Genomic DNA, 17,055 nt, shown 5'->3' with positions numbered 1-17,055 from the left:
CGCCTTGCCAGCACGCTTTCTGGCAGCAACGCATCTCGCAAATTAATTGTTAACAGGCCCTAACGCTCCGGACCTGATGCGACTCGATTCCACCGCCAAATCCTGACTTCCTGCCATGCTGATTCTGCCGGGCTCCAATGCCCTTTCCGCCTTCCGCACCCAACGCCTCCTGTCCCAACTGCAAGCTGTCGACGCCGCCATCACGGGCGTGACCGGACGCTTCATCCATTTCATCGACGCAGTCGGTGAGGTGTCGCAACAAGACCAGGATCGCCTCGACGGTTTGCTGACCTACGGCGAGCCGTTCAGCGGCGCCGCCGAGGGTGACGAATTCGTGGTGATCCCGCGCTTCGGCACCATTTCGCCGTGGGCCAGCAAGGCCACTGACATCGCCCGCAACTGCGGCATGGCGAACATTCACCGCATCGAGCGCGGCATCGCCTATCACGTGCAGGTCAAGAGCGGCCTGCTGGGCGGCGCCAAGAAGCTCGGCGAGGCCAGTATCGCTGCAGTCGCCGCACTGCTGCACGACCGGATGACCGACATGGTCCTGCGCACGCCGCAGGAAGCGGCAGGCCTGTTCAGCGAGCTGCAAGCCAAGCCGCTGGAATTCATCGACCTGCTGGCCGGCGGCAAAGCGGCGCTGGAAAACGCCAATACCGAACTCGGCCTGGCCCTGTCCGACGACGAGATCGACTATCTGGTCGACGCCTTCACCCGCGCCCAGCGCAATCCTACCGACGTCGAACTGATGATGTTCGCGCAGGCCAACAGCGAACACTGCCGCCACAAGATTTTCAACGCCGACTGGACCATCGACGGCGAGAAGCAAAGCAAGTCGCTGTTCGGCATGATCCGCAACACCCACGAGCTGCATCCGGAAGGCACCGTGGTCGCCTACAGCGACAACTCGTCCGTGATCGAAGGCGCCAACATCTCGCGCTTCTACCAGCGCGGTGCGGCCAAGGGCAACGTCTACGAAGCATCGGACGAACTGACCCACATCCTGATGAAGGTCGAGACGCATAATCACCCGACCGCGATTTCGCCATTCCCGGGCGCCTCCACCGGCGCCGGCGGCGAAATCCGCGATGAAGGCGCAACCGGCCGCGGCGCCAAGCCGAAGGCAGGCCTGACCGGCTTCACCGTCTCCAACCTGATGGTCACGCATGCCGTGCAGCCGTGGGAAAACGCCCGCGACGTCGCGCAAGCGCCGGCACAGCGCGATGCACTCGCGCAAGGCGGCATCTACGGCAAGCCCGATCGCATCGCTTCGCCCTTGCAGATCATGATTGACGGCCCGCTTGGCGGCGCCGCGTTCAACAACGAATTCGGCCGTCCCAACCTGGGCGGCTATTTCCGCACCTACGAACAAAATGTCGGCGGCAACGTGCAGGGTTATCACAAGCCCATCATGATCGCCGGCGGCATCGGCAGCATCAACGCCAAGCACACCAAGAAGAACGACCTGCCGGTCGGCAGCCTGTTGATCCAGCTGGGCGGTCCCGGCATGCGCATCGGCATGGGCGGCAGCGCTGCGTCGTCGATGGCAACCGGCGCCAATACGGCGGACCTGGACTTTGACTCGGTGCAACGCGGCAATCCCGAAATGGAACGCCGCGCGCAGGAAGTCATCAACGCCTGCTGGACCATGGGCGACGACAATCCCATCCTGTCGATCCATGACGTCGGCGCCGGCGGCCTGTCGAACGCATTCCCGGAAATCACCAACGACGCCAAGCGTGGCGCGATTTTCGACCTGCGCAAGATTCCGCTGGAAGAGAGCGGCCTGGCGCCGAAGGAAATCTGGAGCAATGAATCGCAGGAACGCTATGTGCTGGCGATCGCGCCTGAGCAACTGCCGCTGTTCCGCTACCTGTGCGAGCGCGAGCGCTGCCTGTTCGCCGTGGTCGGCACTGCCACGGAAGAGCGCCAGTTGAAGCTGGTCGACGCCGAGCAGAACAACAACCCGGTTGACATGCCGATGGACGTGCTGCTGGGCAAGCCGCCCAAGATGCACCGCGACGTCAAGCACGTTGCAGTGGAATTGCCGCCGGTCGATCTGACCGGCATGGATTTGGTGGAAGTGTCGCACCGCGTGCTGCGCCTGCCGACAGTGGCCGACAAATCCTTCCTGATCACCATCGGCGACCGCAGCGTCGGCGCCATGACCGTGCGCGACCAGATGGTCGGTCCGTGGCAGGTGCCTGTCGCTGACTGCGCCGTCACCGCAATGAGCCTGGAAGGCTATCTCGGCGAAGCAATGGCGATGGGCGAGCGCACGCCGCTGGCGGTGATCAACGCCGCTGCGTCGGGCCGCATGGCGGTCGGCGAAGCGATCACCAACATCGCCGCTGCGGCGATTGACAAGATTTCCGACATCAAGCTGTCGGCCAACTGGATGGCGGCTTGTGGCCAGCCTGGTCAGGACGCCGCACTGTTCGACACCGTCAAGGCCATCGGCATGGAATTGTGCCCGGCGCTGGGCGTGTCGATCCCGGTCGGCAAGGATTCGCTGTCGATGCGCACAACGTGGAAAGATGACGGCGCCGCGAAGTCCGTGATGTCGCCGGTGTCGCTGATCGTATCCTCGTTCGCACCGGTGCAAGACGTACGCCGCACGCTGACGCCGCAGATTCGCACCGACCTGGGCGACACCGTGCTGATCGCCATCGACCTCGGTCGCGGCAAGAACCGCATGGGCGCATCCGCTCTGACCCAGGTCATGCAACAGATCGGCAACGAAACGCCGGACGTCGACAGCGCCGAAGACCTCAAGGGCTTCTTCGCCGCGATCCAGCAATTGAACAAGGAAGGCCAGTTGCTGGCTTACCATGACCGTTCCGATGGCGGCCTGTTCGCCACGCTGGCGGAAATGGCCTTTGCCGGTCGCAGCGGCCTGTCGATCAACCTCGACATCCTGGCCATGGAGAGCGAACATGCCGCCGATTGGGGCGACTCCAAGAACTGGACCGCGCAAGTTGGCGAACGCCGCAACGAACTGACGCTGCGGGCCTTGTTCAACGAAGAGCTGGGCGCGGTGATCCAGGTGCGCGCCGACCAGAAGTCGGAAGTCATGAACGTGCTGCGCACTTATAACCTGGGGGCCTGCAGCCACATCATCGGCAAGCCGAACAATCGCGACGTGATCGAGTTCATGCGCGACGCCAAGAACATCTACAGCCAGCCGCGCAGCGCACTGCATCGCCTGTGGAGCGAAACCAGCTGGCGCATCGCGCGCCTGCGCGACAATCCGGCCTGCGCCGACGCTGAATACGAGCGCCTGCTGGACCTCGCCGATCCAGGCATCACACCGAAGCTGACGTTCGATCCGCAGGAAGACATCGCGGCGCCGTTCCTTAACATCGGTGCGCGTCCGCGCGTGGCGATCCTGCGCGAGCAGGGCGTCAATTCGCATATCGAAACCGCCTACGTGATGCACAAGTCCGGCTTTGAGTCGGTCGACGTGCACATGAGCGACCTGATTGCCGGCCGCGCCAAGCTGGACGATTTCAAGGGCCTGATTGCAGTGGGCGGCTTCTCCTACGGCGACGTGCTTGGCGCCGGCGAAGGCTGGGCCAAGACCATCCTGTTCAACGCGCAACTGGCGGAGCAGTTCTCGCAATTCTTCCAACGCCAGGACACGTTCTCGCTGGGCATCTGCAACGGCTGCCAGATGATGAGCAACCTGAAATCGATCATCCCGGGCGCGCAGGACTGGCCGAAGTTCACGCGCAACAAGTCGGAGCAATTCGAAGCGCGCTTCTCGATGGTCGAAGTGCAGGACTCGCCGTCGATCTTCCTGCAAGGCATGGCCGGCACGCAAACGCCGATCGCGGTCGCGCACGGCGAAGGCTTTGCCGACTTCTCGCTGACCGGCGACGTCAACAAGGCGCTGGTGGCGATGCGCTTCATCGACAACAAGGGCGCAGTGACCGAAGCCTATCCGTACAACCCGAACGGCTCGCCGCAAGGCATCACCTCGGTGACCACGCCGGATGGCCGTTTCAACGTGCTGATGCCGCATGCCGAACGCGTGTTCCGCAGTGTGACGCAGTCCTGGCACCCGGAGGGCTGGGGCGAGGATTCGCCATGGATGCGCATGTTCCGGAATGCGCGCAAGTGGGTGGGCTGACGTAGGCTGACGGCCCCCCGCTGCAAAAAGCGAACGCAATAAAAAAAGCGCAGTTCCGGAAGGAACTGCGCTTTTTGCTTTCTGACGCCGTCTGACTTGCGCCGCCTGCTGTGTAAAGCAGGCGGCGCGCGTCAGGCCGGATCAGAAAATGTGACGGATACCGACGCCGACAGTGGTCACGCTGTTCTTGCCAGATGCCGAGTTGGTCAACTCGTACACGGCTGCGTCGCGGGCCTTGTTGTAGTCGATCGTGGTGTACAGCTGGGTGCGCTTGGACAGCGCATAGTCGGCCCAACCGACCACGGCATAACGCTTGCCGTCGCCGACGTTGCCCAAGCCGGTGTACGACACGTTCTTGCTCTTGTCGTAGTAGAACGCGCCCGTCAGGGTCAGGGCGCTGGTGGCCTTGTAGCTGCTGCCCAGGAAGAAGCCATTATCCTTGCGCTGGTTGCCTGGAGTTGCCGCTACCGTGGTCGCGGTGGTCCAGCCGGTGCCGACATCGCTGTCGGCAGCCATATAGGCGCCGGTCAGGCCGGTTTGGTCCTTGATGTTGAACCAGCCGCCGAATACCTTGGCCGGGCCGAAGTCATAAGACGCCGACAGGTTCCAGACCTTGTCCTTGTAGCTGGAATTGGTGGCGCTGACGGTTTGCTGGTAGCCGCCGCCGATCGCGAAGCCGCCGACGGTATAACGCAAGGCGCTGCTGAACTGGCTGCCCGTGCGCAGCGAACCGGCCTGCTCACCGAACGCCCAGCTGACCGAAGCCGACACCGGACCGAAGTCGTTGTCATAGCGCAGCATGTTGGGAGTGCGAATCAGGGTGCCGGCGGCCGGCAGCCAGGAGTTGCTTGCATAGTTGCCGACGGTCAGCGGGTCGAAATGATCGGCCAGCAGATCGAACAGAGGGGTGTTCTGACGACCCACACGGAGCTTGCCCAAACTGCCTTGCAGGCCAACCCACGATTGACGGCCGAACAGTGAGCCGCCTTGCAGCATGGCGCCGTTATCGCTGCTGAAGCCGTTTTCCAGCTGGAACATGGCTTTCAGGCCGCCACCCAGATCTTCGGTACCCTTGAAGCCGATACGGCTATTGGCAATCGCGCCGTTATCCACGCGAACGTTGCTGTTGCCCTGGGCATTGGCGTTGCTGAGGTAGTGGATGCTGGTGTCGACGATACCGTAGATGGTGACGTTGGACTGTGCGAAGGCGCTGGTGCAGGTCAGACCTGCAATAGCCAGGGCCAGGTAAGTTTTTTTCATTTATATCTCCTGAACTTGCATCTGTTATGGATGGCAGGGAGCGTGCACGGTATCGTGTACCGGCTGCCTCCTGCCTTTCATCGTCGCGCTTGCTTTTGAATGTTGGTGCGCGGCGTCGCCCCGATAGAGGCAAGGCGCAAGAATATCAGGACGTTTTTCCGCTGAAAAAGGAAATCGGCGGCAACGGTGTTTTTTGTCGTTTTTCGGTAAATGCGTAAATAATTTCCTCATCCTTATTGACTGAAATGCGTGTTTCGCGCACGGATGGTAATTTTTTTTGGTTTTTTACGCATGAAGCGTCATTTTTTGTAGAAATCAAAAAACAAGGCCTTAAAATTAAAAAAACGCCCAAACCGTTTCCGGCAGGGCGTTTTTTTCGGTCCGCGGAACGCTTGCGCGCGCCACGAGATGATGCGGGGTACTACTGAGTCTTATTGAACCTTGGCTTTCTTGCGCAGTTCTTCCTGATAAGCCTGCAGCTTCTTCTGTTGCAGTGCTTCAGCGATTTGCGGCTTCACTTCTTCCAGGGTCGGGACCTTGGCCGGACGTGTGTCTTCCAGCTTGATCACGTGGTAACCGAATTGGGTCTTGACAGGTGTGTCGGTGACTTCACCCTTCTTCAGTGCAACCATGGCGTCGGAGAACGGCTTCACGAACGAAGCAGGCGTGGCCCAGTCCAGATCGCCGCCGTTGGCTGCGGAACCGGTGTCCTTCGATTGCTTGGCCAGGTCTTCAAACTTGGTGCCGGCCTTCAGCTTGGCGATGATTGCCTTCGCGTCTTCTTCCTTGTCGACCAGGATGTGGCGCGCGTGGTATTCCTTGTCGCCGGCTTGCGCCTTGAACTTGTCGTACTCGGCCTTGATGTCGGCGTCTGCAACCGGATGCTTCTTCAGATAGTCGCCGATCAGGGCGCGGATGACGATACCCTGGCGCGCCAGTTCGAGCTGGTTCTTGACGTCGGCGTTGTTGCTCAGGCCTTGCTTGTCGGCTTCCTGCATCAGGATTTCGCGGTTGATCAGCTCTTCCTTGACGGCGCCGCGCAGTTGCGGACTGTCAGGCTGACCTTGTGCAGTCATTTGCTTGACCATGGCGTCGGCACGCGACGATGGGATGGACTTGCCGTTTACGACGGCCAGGTTTTGCGCCATGACAGGCAGAGCAGCGGCTGCAAACAGCAGTACCAGCAAACGAGCAGGTTTGAATGTCATTATCGAATCCTAAAAAATGGAGGTAATAAGGTAACTAATAGCTAACAAGCTAGGAAGTGAGAGATATAAGAGGGGGGATAGTCTTGTTAGTTCGCTATTTCTGATGGTGCGATAGCCGTGATGGCCAGTGCGTGTATATCCTTGTGCATCATGTCAGCCAGGCAATCATACACCAGCCGATGCCGAATTAAACGATTTTTCCCCTCAAAAGCGGCTGAAATCAGGCGTACGCGATAGTGCCCGCCGCCCGACGCAGCGCCCGCATGACCGGCATGCAGGGCGGATTCGTCTTCCACCAGACACTCGCTCGGGGTGAAGGCGGCAAGCAGCCGTTCGCGGATGACATCCGGCCGCGCGCTCATTCCGCGTCCTTCATGTATTTCGACAGGAACACGCTCTGCGCGATGATGAAAGCGAACATCAGCCCCATGCTGCCGAACATCTTGAAATTGACCCAGACGTCGAGCGTGTAATTGAATGCCACATACAGATTGAGCAAGCCCATCGCGAGGAAGAAAACCGACCACGCCAGGTTCAGCTTGACCCACACCGGCTCAGGCAGGGAAACCTGTTTTTCCATCGTTGTGCGGATCAGATTCTTCTTGAAGAAAAGTTGGCTGACCAGCAAGGCGACCGCGAAGCACCAGTACAGAATGGTCGGCTTCCATTTGATGAACGTGTCGTCACGGAAGTAGATGGTGGCGCCGCCGAATACCACGATGATGGCCAGCGACACCCACAGCATGCCGTCGACCTTCTTGCGGCGCGCCAGCAGGTAACCGATCTGCGCCAGCGAGGCGACGATGGCGACCGCCGTAGCCAGTAGAATCGGCGCCAGCGTGGCCGTTGCCGTGCCGCCGGACATCACGCCCGACAGGTACTGCGACACCAGGCCCTGGGCGGCGTCGGCATGGCCTTCCCCCCATTTGAATACGCCAAAGAAGAGGATGACGGGAAACAGGTCGAACAAGAACTTCATGTGCGTGAGTCTTTTTAAAAGTAGATGGGCGGATGCCGCAGGATGATACAGACCCGCAGCTTATCAGGTGGCCGGATCAAAGCGCAATGAAGCCGAATTGATGCAGTAGCGCAAGCCGGTCGGCGGCGGGCCGTCGGGGAACACATGTCCCAGATGCGCATCGCAGACGTTGCAGACGATTTCGGTGCGGATCATGCCATGGCTCTTGTCGACGATCTCGCGCACGTTGGCCGGGTCGAGCGCCTTGAAATAGCTGGGCCAGCCGCAACCCGAATCGAACTTGGTGTCGGAGGCGAACAAGGGCGTATTGCAGCAGACGCAGGTGTAGATGCCGGCTTCGTGATGGTCCCAGAATTTACCGGTGAATGCGCGCTCGGTGGCTGCATGGCGGGTCACCTGGTATTCCATGGTGTCCAGTTGGGCGCGCCATTCGGCATCGGTTTTTTGAATTTTGGCAGTCATGGAGAGGCTCCTTGGCAAGGGTGATGAATATTTTTGAATGCGGTGCATATGGCTTGGTCGCGCGGCGCCGGACAATCTTACGCTCACGAGGAGCAGCTGACTTCCAGATGGCTGGCCCAGTCCGGCGGCAGGTCGGCGTACTTGTCGTGTTCCGGCTGCTCGTCGAAAGGCCGGCGCAGGATTTCCTGCAGCTTGGCGACCTCCGAGAAGTCCTTGTTCTGCGCCTTGTCGATGGCGACTTGCGCCAGGTAATTCCTTAGCACGTATTTGGGGTTGCTTGCATCCATTGCAAGTTTCCGTGCGGCATCAATGCTGTTTTCCTGTTGCAGGCGGGCGCGGTATTGTTCGGCCCAGGCATCGAAGGAAGCTCGTTCGATGAACAGATCGCGCAATGGTTCATCGCCACCCTTGTCGGCCGCATGCAGATCGCTCAGGCGGCGGAAGAACGATGTGAAATCGACATGGCCGGCCTGCAGGATGGCGAACATGGACTCGAACAGTTTGTCGTCGTCAGCCTGACGGGTCGCCAGGCCGAGTTTTGCGTGCAGCAAGTCATCGTTCTTTGCCGCGAATTCAGCCTCGTATTGGCCCAGCGCGGCTTCGGTCTCTTCCACGCTGTCGATCAGTGGCAGCAGCGCCTGACCCAGCGCAAAGCAGTTCCACTGGCCGATGCGCGGCTGCATCTGGTACGAATAGCGCCCTTGTTGGTCAGTGTGGTTGCAGATGTGGCGCGCATCGAAGGCCTCCATGAAACCGAAGGGGCCGTAATCCAGCGTCAGGCCGAGGATGGACATGTTGTCGGTGTTCATCACGCCGTGCATGAAGCCGACCGCCTGCCAGTGCGCCATCAGGTGCGCCGTACGGCGCGTGACTTCGGTCAGCAGCGCACGATAGGGATTGTCGGCGCCGAGCAATTCGGGATAGAAATTGGCGATGACGTTGTCGGCCAGCAGTTTCAGTTCATCGTGGCGCTTGTTGTAGTACCAGTGTTCGAACGAGCCGAAGCGGATGAAGCTGGGCGACATGCGTGCGACCACCGCCGTGGTTTCCAGCGTCTCGCGCCGGACTTGCTGATCCGATCCGGTCACGCACAATGCGCGTGTGGTCGGGATGCCGAGGCCGGCCATGGCTTCGGAACACAGGAATTCGCGGATCGACGAGCGCAGCACGGCGCGGCCGTCGCCCATGCGCGAATAGGGCGTCTGCCCGGCGCCCTTGAGCTGGATCTCCATGCGGCCGCCATCGCGTGCCGGCAGGTCGCCCAGCAGGATCGCGCGGCCATCGCCAAGTTGCCCGGCCCACACGCCGAACTGGTGGCCGGAATACACGGCCGCTAACGGCTTGGAGTGCTGCGCGATGACGTTGCCGGTGAAGACGTCGATGAAGTCCTCGCTGTCGGCGGTCGCAGCATCGATGCCGATCAGCGCAGCGGCGTCCGCACTGACGCCGACCAGATATGGCTGCGGCAATGGCGTCGGTTGCAGGCGTGTGAAGAACGCCGGCGGCAATTCCGCAAAAGCATTGGCAAAGGGCAGCGCGGCGGGATCGATATTGCCGGACGGGGTGACGGGTGCGTTCATGAACTTGGGCCAGCACAAAGAATCCGCCATTTTGACAGAGAAGCGGGCAGGCCATCGGATGAGGCTGCAGTTTGGGCTGGAGTTCAGGGCGCACTAGGTCCGGCATTTCTTCGGAGGATGTGAGACCATCCCGCCAAACCTTCACCGCGAGTCCTCCATCATGAGCACATTACCCAGCCGCATCCGTAGTCATGTCCTGTTGCTTGCCTTCCTGACAGGCAACGCCTTTGCCGAGGTTCCAGCCTATGCCCCGGTCAAGGCGCATGTCTGCGGCGAGTGCGCAGTCACCGTGCCGGCTGAAATGACGCCTGCGCGCGGCGTGGTCATTTCCCAGGGCGCATTCGGCACGACGGTCGGTTACTGGTCGGCAGTCGATCTCGACCGGCGCAGCATGACGCGCTTCATCACCCAGCTGAAAAGTCCGACCGAAAAGCCGGCGCTGGTGCAAAGCCGTACGGTGCAGCTGAGCGACGACGACCTGGCCGTTATCGTGCCGCTGATGAATGCGGTCTGGAGCCTGCCTGAAGCCTTGCCGCTTCAACGCAGCACGGATGCGGTATGGGCGCTTGAACTGTTCGATGGCGGCGTGCGGCGCAAGGAGTACGGCTTGGGCGCGATCCAGGCGCAGGGCGCCGAACTGAACAACGTGCTGGATGCAATCTGGCGCCGGCTGGCGCGCTGAAGCCACGCAAAGCGGGCGCATAAAAAAACGGCGGAGTCCCTTGCGGGCTCCGCCGTTTCTTATTGAGGATGCCGTCTTACTTGTTGACCAGCTTGGCCGGCACCGCCAGCGTCAGCAGCCCGCCCAGCAACAATGACGCCGCCAGTACGTACATGCCGGTGTTGGTGCTTTGGGTGGCGTCTTTCAGCCAGCCGACCAGGTAAGGGCTGACGAAACCGGCCAGGTTGCCCAGCGAGTTGATCAGCGCGATACCGGCAGCCGCCGCAGCGCCGCTCAGGAACGCCGTCGGCAGGCTCCAGAACAAGGGCAGCGTGGTCAGGATGCCGACCGCAGCCAATGTCAGCGAAGCCATCGCCAGCAAGGTGTTGTGATCGTAGACCGTGCTGAACAGCAGGCCGACGCAGCCCAGGAATGCCGGGATGGCGACGTGCCAGCGACGTTCGCGATGCTGGTCGGCGCTACGGCCGATCATGATCATCGCGACAGCGGCGACAGCGTAAGGAATCGCGGTCAGCAAGCCGATATTCAGCGGGTCCGTGACGCCGGTGGTCTTGATGATGGTCGGCAGCCAGAAGCTCACGCCATACAGGCCCATCACGAAGCAGAAGTAGATGATCGCGCTCAGCCATACCTTGCCGTCGGCGAACATCTGGCCCAGCGAGACTTCAATCTTCTCGGACTGTTCCTGTGCGATCTGCGATTCCAGCAGGCGCTTTTCATCTTCGCTCAGCCAGTCGGCGTCGCGGATGCGGTCCTTCAGGTAAAAGATCACGACCACGCCCAGCACCAGCGACGGGATCGCTTCGATGATGAACATCCATTGCCAGCCGGTCAGGCCGTGCACGCCTGGGAAGGCATGCATGATCCAGCCCGACAGCGGGCCGCCGATGACGCCCGAGATGGCGATGCCGGTCATGAACAACGCGGTGATCTTGCCGCGGCGATGCGACGGATACCAATAGGTCAGGTACAAGATCACGCCGGGGAAGAAGCCGGCTTCGGCCACGCCCAGCAGGAAGCGCATGACGTAGAACATTTCCGGCGTCGTCACGAAAATCATGGCGCCCGAAATGATGCCCCAGGTGATCATGATGCGCGCGATCCAGAGCCGTGCACCGACCTTGTGCAGGATGATGTTGCTGGGGACTTCAAAGATGAAATAGCCGATGAAGAAAATGCCGGCGCCAAGGCCATACACGGTTTCACTGAACTTCAGGTCCTGCAGCATTTGCAGCTTGGCGAAACCGACGTTGACGCGGTCCAGATAAGAAGCAACATAGCAGAGGAAAAGCAGCGGAAGCAGACGCCATGTGACTTTGGAAAAAGTCGCTTCTTCAAACGATACATCGGTGCCGGGCGACGCAGCGACGCCTTGTGCTGGGGTATACGACATGTCTCACTCCATACGTATTAAAAATGGATCAGTCTTGTTGTTATGAAAAGCCAGTCTCGTGGACTGGCCTTATTAAGTACTGATTGTGTTTTTTGGTTCTTGTTTTTTATTGCAGCGTGATTATAGGCACAAATTTCGCCGATTTAGCGTAAAGCGTTTCATCACTGACAAAACGCTTACAGCCGGTCTTGTGCTTGACTACACGCAGCGACCGCCATCGACTTCCAGGCAGGCGCCGGTAATGAACGACGCTTCATCCGAACCCAGGTACAGGCAGGCGTTGGCGATGTCGTCCGGCGTCGAGAAGCGGCCCAGCGGAATCGTCGCGGTGAATTTCTTGCGATTTTCCGGGGTGTCGGGTACGCCCATGAATTCGGTCAGCAGGCCGGTAGCCGAGATCACCGGATTGACGCAGTTGACGCGGATGTTGTCCGGGCCGAGTTCGGCCGCCATCGACTTGCTGGTGGTGATGACCGCGCCCTTGCTGCCGTTGTACCAGGTCAGGCCCGGACGCGGGCGGATACCGGCAGTCGAGGCGATGTTGATGAAGGCGCCGCCGCCGACCTTGCGGAAATAGGGCACGAAGGTCTTCGCACTAAGGAAGATGCTCTTCACGTTGATCGCATAGACGCGTTCGAACTCGTCCTCCTCGATTTCCAGCATCGGACGATTGCGGTGGGTGGTGCCGGCGTTGTTGACGACGATATGCACGCCGCCGAAAGCCTCCAGCGCAGCGGCCAGCATCGCCGCCGTATCGGCACTCTTGGAGACGTCGGTCTTGATGAAACGGGCCTGTCCGCCTGCCGCGACGATGTCGTCGACGACGCGCTTGCCGCCGGCTTCATTGATGTCGGCCACCAGTACGCGCGCACCTTCGCGCGCATAGCTCTTGGCGATGCCTTCGCCGAAACCCGAACCGGCGCCGGTCACGATGGCTACTTTGTCTTTGAGTCGCATGTCTTCTCCTTGTGGTGTTGAATGGTTTTTTTAGTCGTGTATTTAATCGTGTACAGGCGTGTACAGGCGTGTACTAGTCGTGTTTGATGGCGATGGTCTTCAGGACCGTGAAGCCGTACAGCGCTTCGAAACCTTTTTCGCGTCCGTGGCCGCTGGCCTTGACGCCGCCGAACGGCAACTCGACGCCGCCGCCCGCACCATAGTTGTTGATGAAGACTTGGCCGCTGCGGATCGCCCGCGCCAGGCGGAACTGGCGTCCGCCGTCGCGCGTCCACACACTTGCAACCAAGCCGAAATCGGTGCCGTTGGCGAGGCGGATGGCGTCGGCTTCGTCTTCAAACGACATCGCCGCCAGCACCGGGCCGAACACTTCTTCCTGCGCCAGACGGTGTTGAATCGGCACGTCGCGCAACAAGGTCGGCGCCTGGTAGAAACCGCCTGCCGGCGCGCCGTCGGCGATGCGGCCTTGCGCCACCACCGGGATCTTGCTGTCGGCGGCGTCGCGCAGGAAACCGGCCACGCGTTCCTGTTGCGTCTTGCGGATCAGCGGGCCGCAGTCGAGATCCATCGCCGCCGAGCCGACGCGCAATTTGCCGAAAGCGGCGCCGACCCGTTCCAGTACCTGTTCGTACGCACTGCGCTGGACCAGCAGGCGGCTGCCGGCGGAACAGGTCTGTCCGGAGTTCTGCACGATGGCGTTGACGATCACCGGCAGCATGGCGTCGAAGTCGGCGTCTGCAAACACCACCTGCGGCGACTTGCCGCCCAGCTCTAGCGTGACCGGCGTGTGATGTTCGGCGGCCGCGCGCACGACGATCTTGCCGACGTTGGGCGAACCGGTGAAGGAGACGTGATCGATGTCGGCATGCTTGACCAGCAGGTCGCCGGCTTCATGGCCGTAGCCGGTGACGATATTGAGCACGCCTTCGGGAAAGCCGACTTCGGCCGCCAGCTCCGCCACACGCAGCAGCGACAGGCAGGCGTCTTCGGCGGGTTTGACCACGCAGGTGTTGCCGGCGGCGAGGGCGCCGCCGACGCAGCGGCCGAAGATCTGCATCGGGTAATTCCACGGCACGATGTGCGCGGTGACGCCATGCGGCTCACGCAGCGTCAGCACGGTGTAGCCGGTCTGGTAGGGAATCGTCTCGCCATGCAGCTTGTCGGCCGCGCCCGCATAGAACTCGAAATAGCGCACGATGGCGGCGGCATCGGCGCGCGCCTGCTTGAAAGGCTTGCCGCAGTCGCGCGCTTCCAGTTGCGCCAGTTCTTCCTGGTGCTCGGCCAGCTTTTGCGACAGCTTCATCATCAGGCGGCTGCGGTCGGCGGCGCTGGTGCGGCTCCAGACGTTGTCATAGGCCTTGCGCGCTGCTTGTACCGCGAGGTCGATGTCGGCGGCGTTGCCGCGCGCCAGCGATTCGAAAACTTCGCCGTCGGAAGGATCGATGACGGGAATGCTTTCGCCCGAAGACGGCGCGGTCCAGCGATTGTTGATGAAGTGCTGTTTCATGGTTTCAAGGTCCTTTGATTTACATGGCAATCGACATGCCGCCATCCACGTACAGGACGTGGCCGTTGACGTAGGAGGCGGCGTTGGAAGCGAGGAACACGGCGGCGCCGGCGATTTCCGCCGGCTGCGCCCAGCGCCCCAGCGGCGTGCGCGTGGCGAAATGGGCGTTGATTTTTGGATCGGCGATTGAGGCGGCATTGGCTTCGGTGGCCACGCCGCCGGGTGCAATCGCGTTGCTGGTGATGCCCAGCGGACCGTATTCAGCGGCCAGCGCGCGCATCATGCCGGTCAGCCCGGCCTTGGCGCCGGTGTAGACCGCGTCGCCGGAGCGTGCGATCTGGCCGGCAATCGAGGTCACGGTAATCAGGCGGCCGCGCTTGTTCGGCACCATCAGGCGCGCTGCTTCGCGCGACAGCGTATAGCCGGCGATCAGGTTGGTCTCCAGCATGGCGACGATGTCGTCGTCGCTGAATTCGAGCAGCGGCTTGCGGTTGCGCACGCCGGCATTGTTGACCAGCACGTCGAGGCCGCCATGTTCCTTGGCGATGCGGGCAAAGGCATCCTTGACGGCGGCTTTGTCGGTCACGTCGAAGGCGAGAGCGCTGGCTGACAAGCCTTGCGTCGTCAGGCTTTGCACAGCGCTTGCCAAGGTCTCTGCGCTGCGGCCGTTGAGAATCACATGGGCGCCGCTGCCCGCCATGGCCCGGGCGATTTCCAAGCCGATGTCGCGCGCTGCGCCGGTGACGAGTACGGTCTTTCCTGCAAGCGAAAACTGTTCGAGGTAAGGCTGACTGTAAGGCTTATTCATGATTGGCTTTGATAAACAATGGACGGCAAAAGATATCACCGTCGCAGCCATTGAGCCGGACCGTCTGTCTCCTGTCGTTTTTGTTTTATGGGCAGCCGGTCGGAAGATCCCGCCGCTGCCTCGTCTGGGGTCAATGTAGTTTGATCGCCAAAAGATGTCAATTGATATTACTACTTATTGGATGGCGGCAATGCCACGAAAGGCCCATAAGGAGGGCTTATGGCCGCGGCGCAAATACGCTACCATGCGCAATCATCAGAACATCGCCATCGGAGACCCGCCATGCCGAAATCGCCGGCCGACCAGCCGCAGGAAAAGCAAGACGCCAAAGTCGTCAGCATCCGCACCCAACTGTCCACCGATGCGCTCGCACTGGCTGCCGCCGGCCTAGGTCCGGTGCGCCAGGAGCGTTTTGCCGAACGCGTCTACGAAAACCTGTTCCACGCCATCGTCGAAGGCAAGATCAGCGTCGGCAGCCGTCTGCCGTCGGAAAACGACCTGGCGACGCTGTTCGACGTCTCGCGTCCCATTGTGCGCCAGGCGCTCGACCGGCTGCGCGAAGACCAGTTGGTCGAATCGCGGCGCGGCTCCGGCACCTACGTCATGGACAGTCCCGGGGTCGCCGGCAAGTCCGCCACAGCCGAGCCGTCCGAGCGCATCGGCCACATCATGAACGGCCTCGAGCTGCGCATGGTGGTCGAGCCCGAATGCGCCTACATGGCGGCCCTGCGCCGCAGCACCGCCGACCTGACCCGGATGGACGAGTTGCTGACCGGGTTTGAAGAGGCCAACGCCGTCGGCGGCATTGCCCACCATTTCGATTTCGCCTTTCACGAGGCGATCGCCACGGCAACCGCCAACCTGCGCTTCGTGCAGGTGTTGAAGACGCTGGAATACGACGTCAGCCACGCCGTCAATATGCTGCGCCACCTGATGCACATCCAGCCGTGGAAGCGTACCCAGGATGCCATGGACGAGCATCGCAACATCTTCGAGCTGATCAAGCGCCAGGACGCTGAAGGCGCGCGCCGGGCCATGCGCGGGCATATCGAAAATGCGCGCAGCCGCATGTTCAACAGTCGTCCCGGCTTGTAATTAAAAATAACAACTTAAAACAACAACCTGAATCGGATCCGTCTGCATGGAATTGCGCCAACTCAGATATTTCGTCGCCATCGTTGATCACGGCTCGCTGTCGCGCGCGGCGCGCGTGCTGCACATCGCCCAGCCGGCGCTGACGCAGCAGGTTCGTCAGCTGGAAGAAGAACTTGAAGCGCAATTGCTGCATCGTTCCGCGCAAGGCGTCATTGCCACGGACGCCGGCAAGACCTTCTACGAACACGCGCAAGCCATCCTCAAGCAGGTCACCGATGCTAAATCGGCGGTGGCGCAATCCAACGACAAGCCGTCCGGCACCGTGGCGCTCGGCATTCCGCAAAGCGTCTCGGGTGCGCTGGCTCTGCCGCTGCTGACCGCCATTCGCGCCACCTATCCGGAAATCACCTTGCTGCTCACCGAAGAGCTGACCGGCAACCTGATCGTCCAGCTCAAGTCGGGCCGCATCAACCTGGCGGTGCTGTTCGATGACGGCCAGTTGTCGCCATTCGCCAGCACGCCGATGGTGGAAGAAGAGATGATGTACATCACGCGCGCCGATTCGCAATACGGCGCCGGCAAGAAAAAATCGGTCACGCTGGCGCAGGCCATCAAGGCGCCGCTGATCCTGCCCGGATTGCAGCACGGCGTGCGGCCGCGCATCGAAAACATCGTGCGCGCGCAGGGCATGTCGCTCGCCAACGTGATCGAGATCAATTCGGTGGCGATCCTGAAGTCGGCCATCCTCGCCGACATCGGCGCGACCATTTTGCCGGTGGCGCCCTTGCTGTCGGAAATCGAACGCGGCGACATGGTCGCACTGCCGATCAGCGGTGAGCGCATGGCGCGCACCTTGGCTTTGTGCGCCTCTAAGAATATCCCGCTGACCAATGCAGCGGCGGCGGTGGAACGGCTGGTGCTGGATGTGACCGATGACTTGTGCCGCAAGGGCAAGTGGCTGCACGCAGAGGGACTGGCGCGCGAGTAAT

Annotated in this window: 14 protein-coding genes; 4 read left to right on the top strand and 10 right to left on the bottom strand. The window is 61.2% G+C overall.

Annotated features, from left to right (window positions below; all coding sequences use genetic code 11):
- Positions 1–115 precede the first annotated feature (115 nt).
- Positions 116–4,135 carry a phosphoribosylformylglycinamidine synthase gene (purL, locus tag ACIROW_RS03000; protein ID WP_402271745.1) on the top strand — a complete coding sequence of 1,340 codons (4,020 nt, stop codon included), beginning with the start codon at positions 116–118 and terminating at the stop codon, positions 4,133–4,135.
- A gap of 141 nt (positions 4,136–4,276) precedes the next feature.
- Here purL and ACIROW_RS02995 read toward each other — a convergent pair whose 3' ends face one another.
- The 6 genes from ACIROW_RS02995 to ACIROW_RS02970 form a co-directional block, all read right to left on the bottom strand.
- Positions 4,277–5,395, bottom strand: a complete 1,119-nt coding sequence (locus ACIROW_RS02995; protein ID WP_402271742.1) for a porin — start codon at positions 5,393–5,395, stop codon at positions 4,277–4,279.
- Between the two features lie 431 nt (positions 5,396–5,826).
- Positions 5,827–6,603 carry a peptidylprolyl isomerase gene (locus ACIROW_RS02990; RefSeq protein WP_116432649.1) on the bottom strand — a complete coding sequence of 259 codons (777 nt, stop codon included), beginning with the start codon at positions 6,601–6,603 and terminating at the stop codon, positions 5,827–5,829.
- 86 nt (positions 6,604–6,689) lie between these two features.
- Positions 6,690–6,965, bottom strand: a complete 276-nt coding sequence (locus ACIROW_RS02985; protein WP_116432650.1) for a BolA family transcriptional regulator — start codon at positions 6,963–6,965, stop codon at positions 6,690–6,692.
- Positions 6,962–7,582 (bottom strand): septation protein A, encoded by a 621-nt coding sequence (locus ACIROW_RS02980; RefSeq protein WP_402271738.1) that lies wholly within the window; start codon positions 7,580–7,582, stop codon positions 6,962–6,964. The genes ACIROW_RS02985 and ACIROW_RS02980 overlap by 4 nt, the downstream gene beginning before the upstream one ends.
- A 63-nt stretch (positions 7,583–7,645) precedes the next feature.
- Positions 7,646–8,044 (bottom strand): peptide-methionine (R)-S-oxide reductase MsrB, encoded by a 399-nt coding sequence (gene msrB, locus ACIROW_RS02975; protein WP_402271736.1) that lies wholly within the window; start codon positions 8,042–8,044, stop codon positions 7,646–7,648.
- A gap of 83 nt (positions 8,045–8,127) precedes the next feature.
- Positions 8,128–9,654, bottom strand: a complete 1,527-nt coding sequence (locus ACIROW_RS02970) for a YdiU family protein (protein ID WP_402271733.1) — start codon at positions 9,652–9,654, stop codon at positions 8,128–8,130.
- Positions 9,655–9,784: 130 nt separating this feature from the next.
- On the opposite strand from ACIROW_RS02970, the gene ACIROW_RS02965 reads away from it, so the two are divergent.
- Positions 9,785–10,306, top strand: a complete 522-nt coding sequence (locus ACIROW_RS02965) for a hypothetical protein (RefSeq protein ID WP_402271730.1) — start codon at positions 9,785–9,787, stop codon at positions 10,304–10,306.
- Between the two features lie 76 nt (positions 10,307–10,382).
- Here the strand turns inward: ACIROW_RS02965 and ACIROW_RS02960 are convergent, their stop codons facing one another.
- The 4 genes from ACIROW_RS02960 to ACIROW_RS02945 form a co-directional block, all read right to left on the bottom strand.
- Complete coding sequence (locus ACIROW_RS02960) at positions 10,383–11,699, bottom strand: MFS transporter (protein ID WP_402271727.1); 1,317 nt, start codon at positions 11,697–11,699, stop codon at positions 10,383–10,385.
- 198 nt (positions 11,700–11,897) lie between these two features.
- The gene (locus tag ACIROW_RS02955; RefSeq protein WP_116432655.1) at positions 11,898–12,656 is read right to left on the bottom strand and encodes an SDR family oxidoreductase; all 759 of its coding nucleotides are present in this window, start codon (positions 12,654–12,656) and stop codon (positions 11,898–11,900) included.
- 73 nt (positions 12,657–12,729) lie between these two features.
- A complete protein-coding gene (locus ACIROW_RS02950) occupies positions 12,730–14,163 on the bottom strand; it encodes an aldehyde dehydrogenase family protein (RefSeq protein WP_402271723.1) in 1,434 nt (477 codons plus the stop codon).
- 19 nt (positions 14,164–14,182) lie between these two features.
- On the bottom strand, positions 14,183–14,971 hold the full coding sequence (locus ACIROW_RS02945) for an SDR family oxidoreductase (protein WP_402271722.1): 789 nt from the start codon (positions 14,969–14,971) through the stop codon (positions 14,183–14,185).
- A 282-nt stretch (positions 14,972–15,253) separates the two neighbouring features.
- Between ACIROW_RS02945 and ACIROW_RS02940 the strand changes: the two genes are divergently transcribed.
- Entirely contained in the window at positions 15,254–16,066 is an 813-nt protein-coding gene (locus ACIROW_RS02940) for a FadR/GntR family transcriptional regulator (RefSeq protein ID WP_402271719.1), read from the top strand.
- A 46-nt stretch (positions 16,067–16,112) separates the two neighbouring features.
- The gene (locus ACIROW_RS02935) at positions 16,113–17,054 is read left to right on the top strand and encodes a LysR substrate-binding domain-containing protein (RefSeq protein WP_402271716.1); all 942 of its coding nucleotides are present in this window, start codon (positions 16,113–16,115) and stop codon (positions 17,052–17,054) included.
- The last annotated feature ends 1 nt before the right edge of the window (position 17,055 follow it).

The organism is Herbaspirillum sp. NPDC101397, assembly GCF_044767325.1.
Taxonomy (GTDB): Bacteria; Pseudomonadota; Gammaproteobacteria; order Burkholderiales; family Burkholderiaceae_D; genus Herbaspirillum.
Note: the sequence above shows the minus strand (reverse complement) of the source record. Positions and strands in the feature narration are given on the sequence as shown.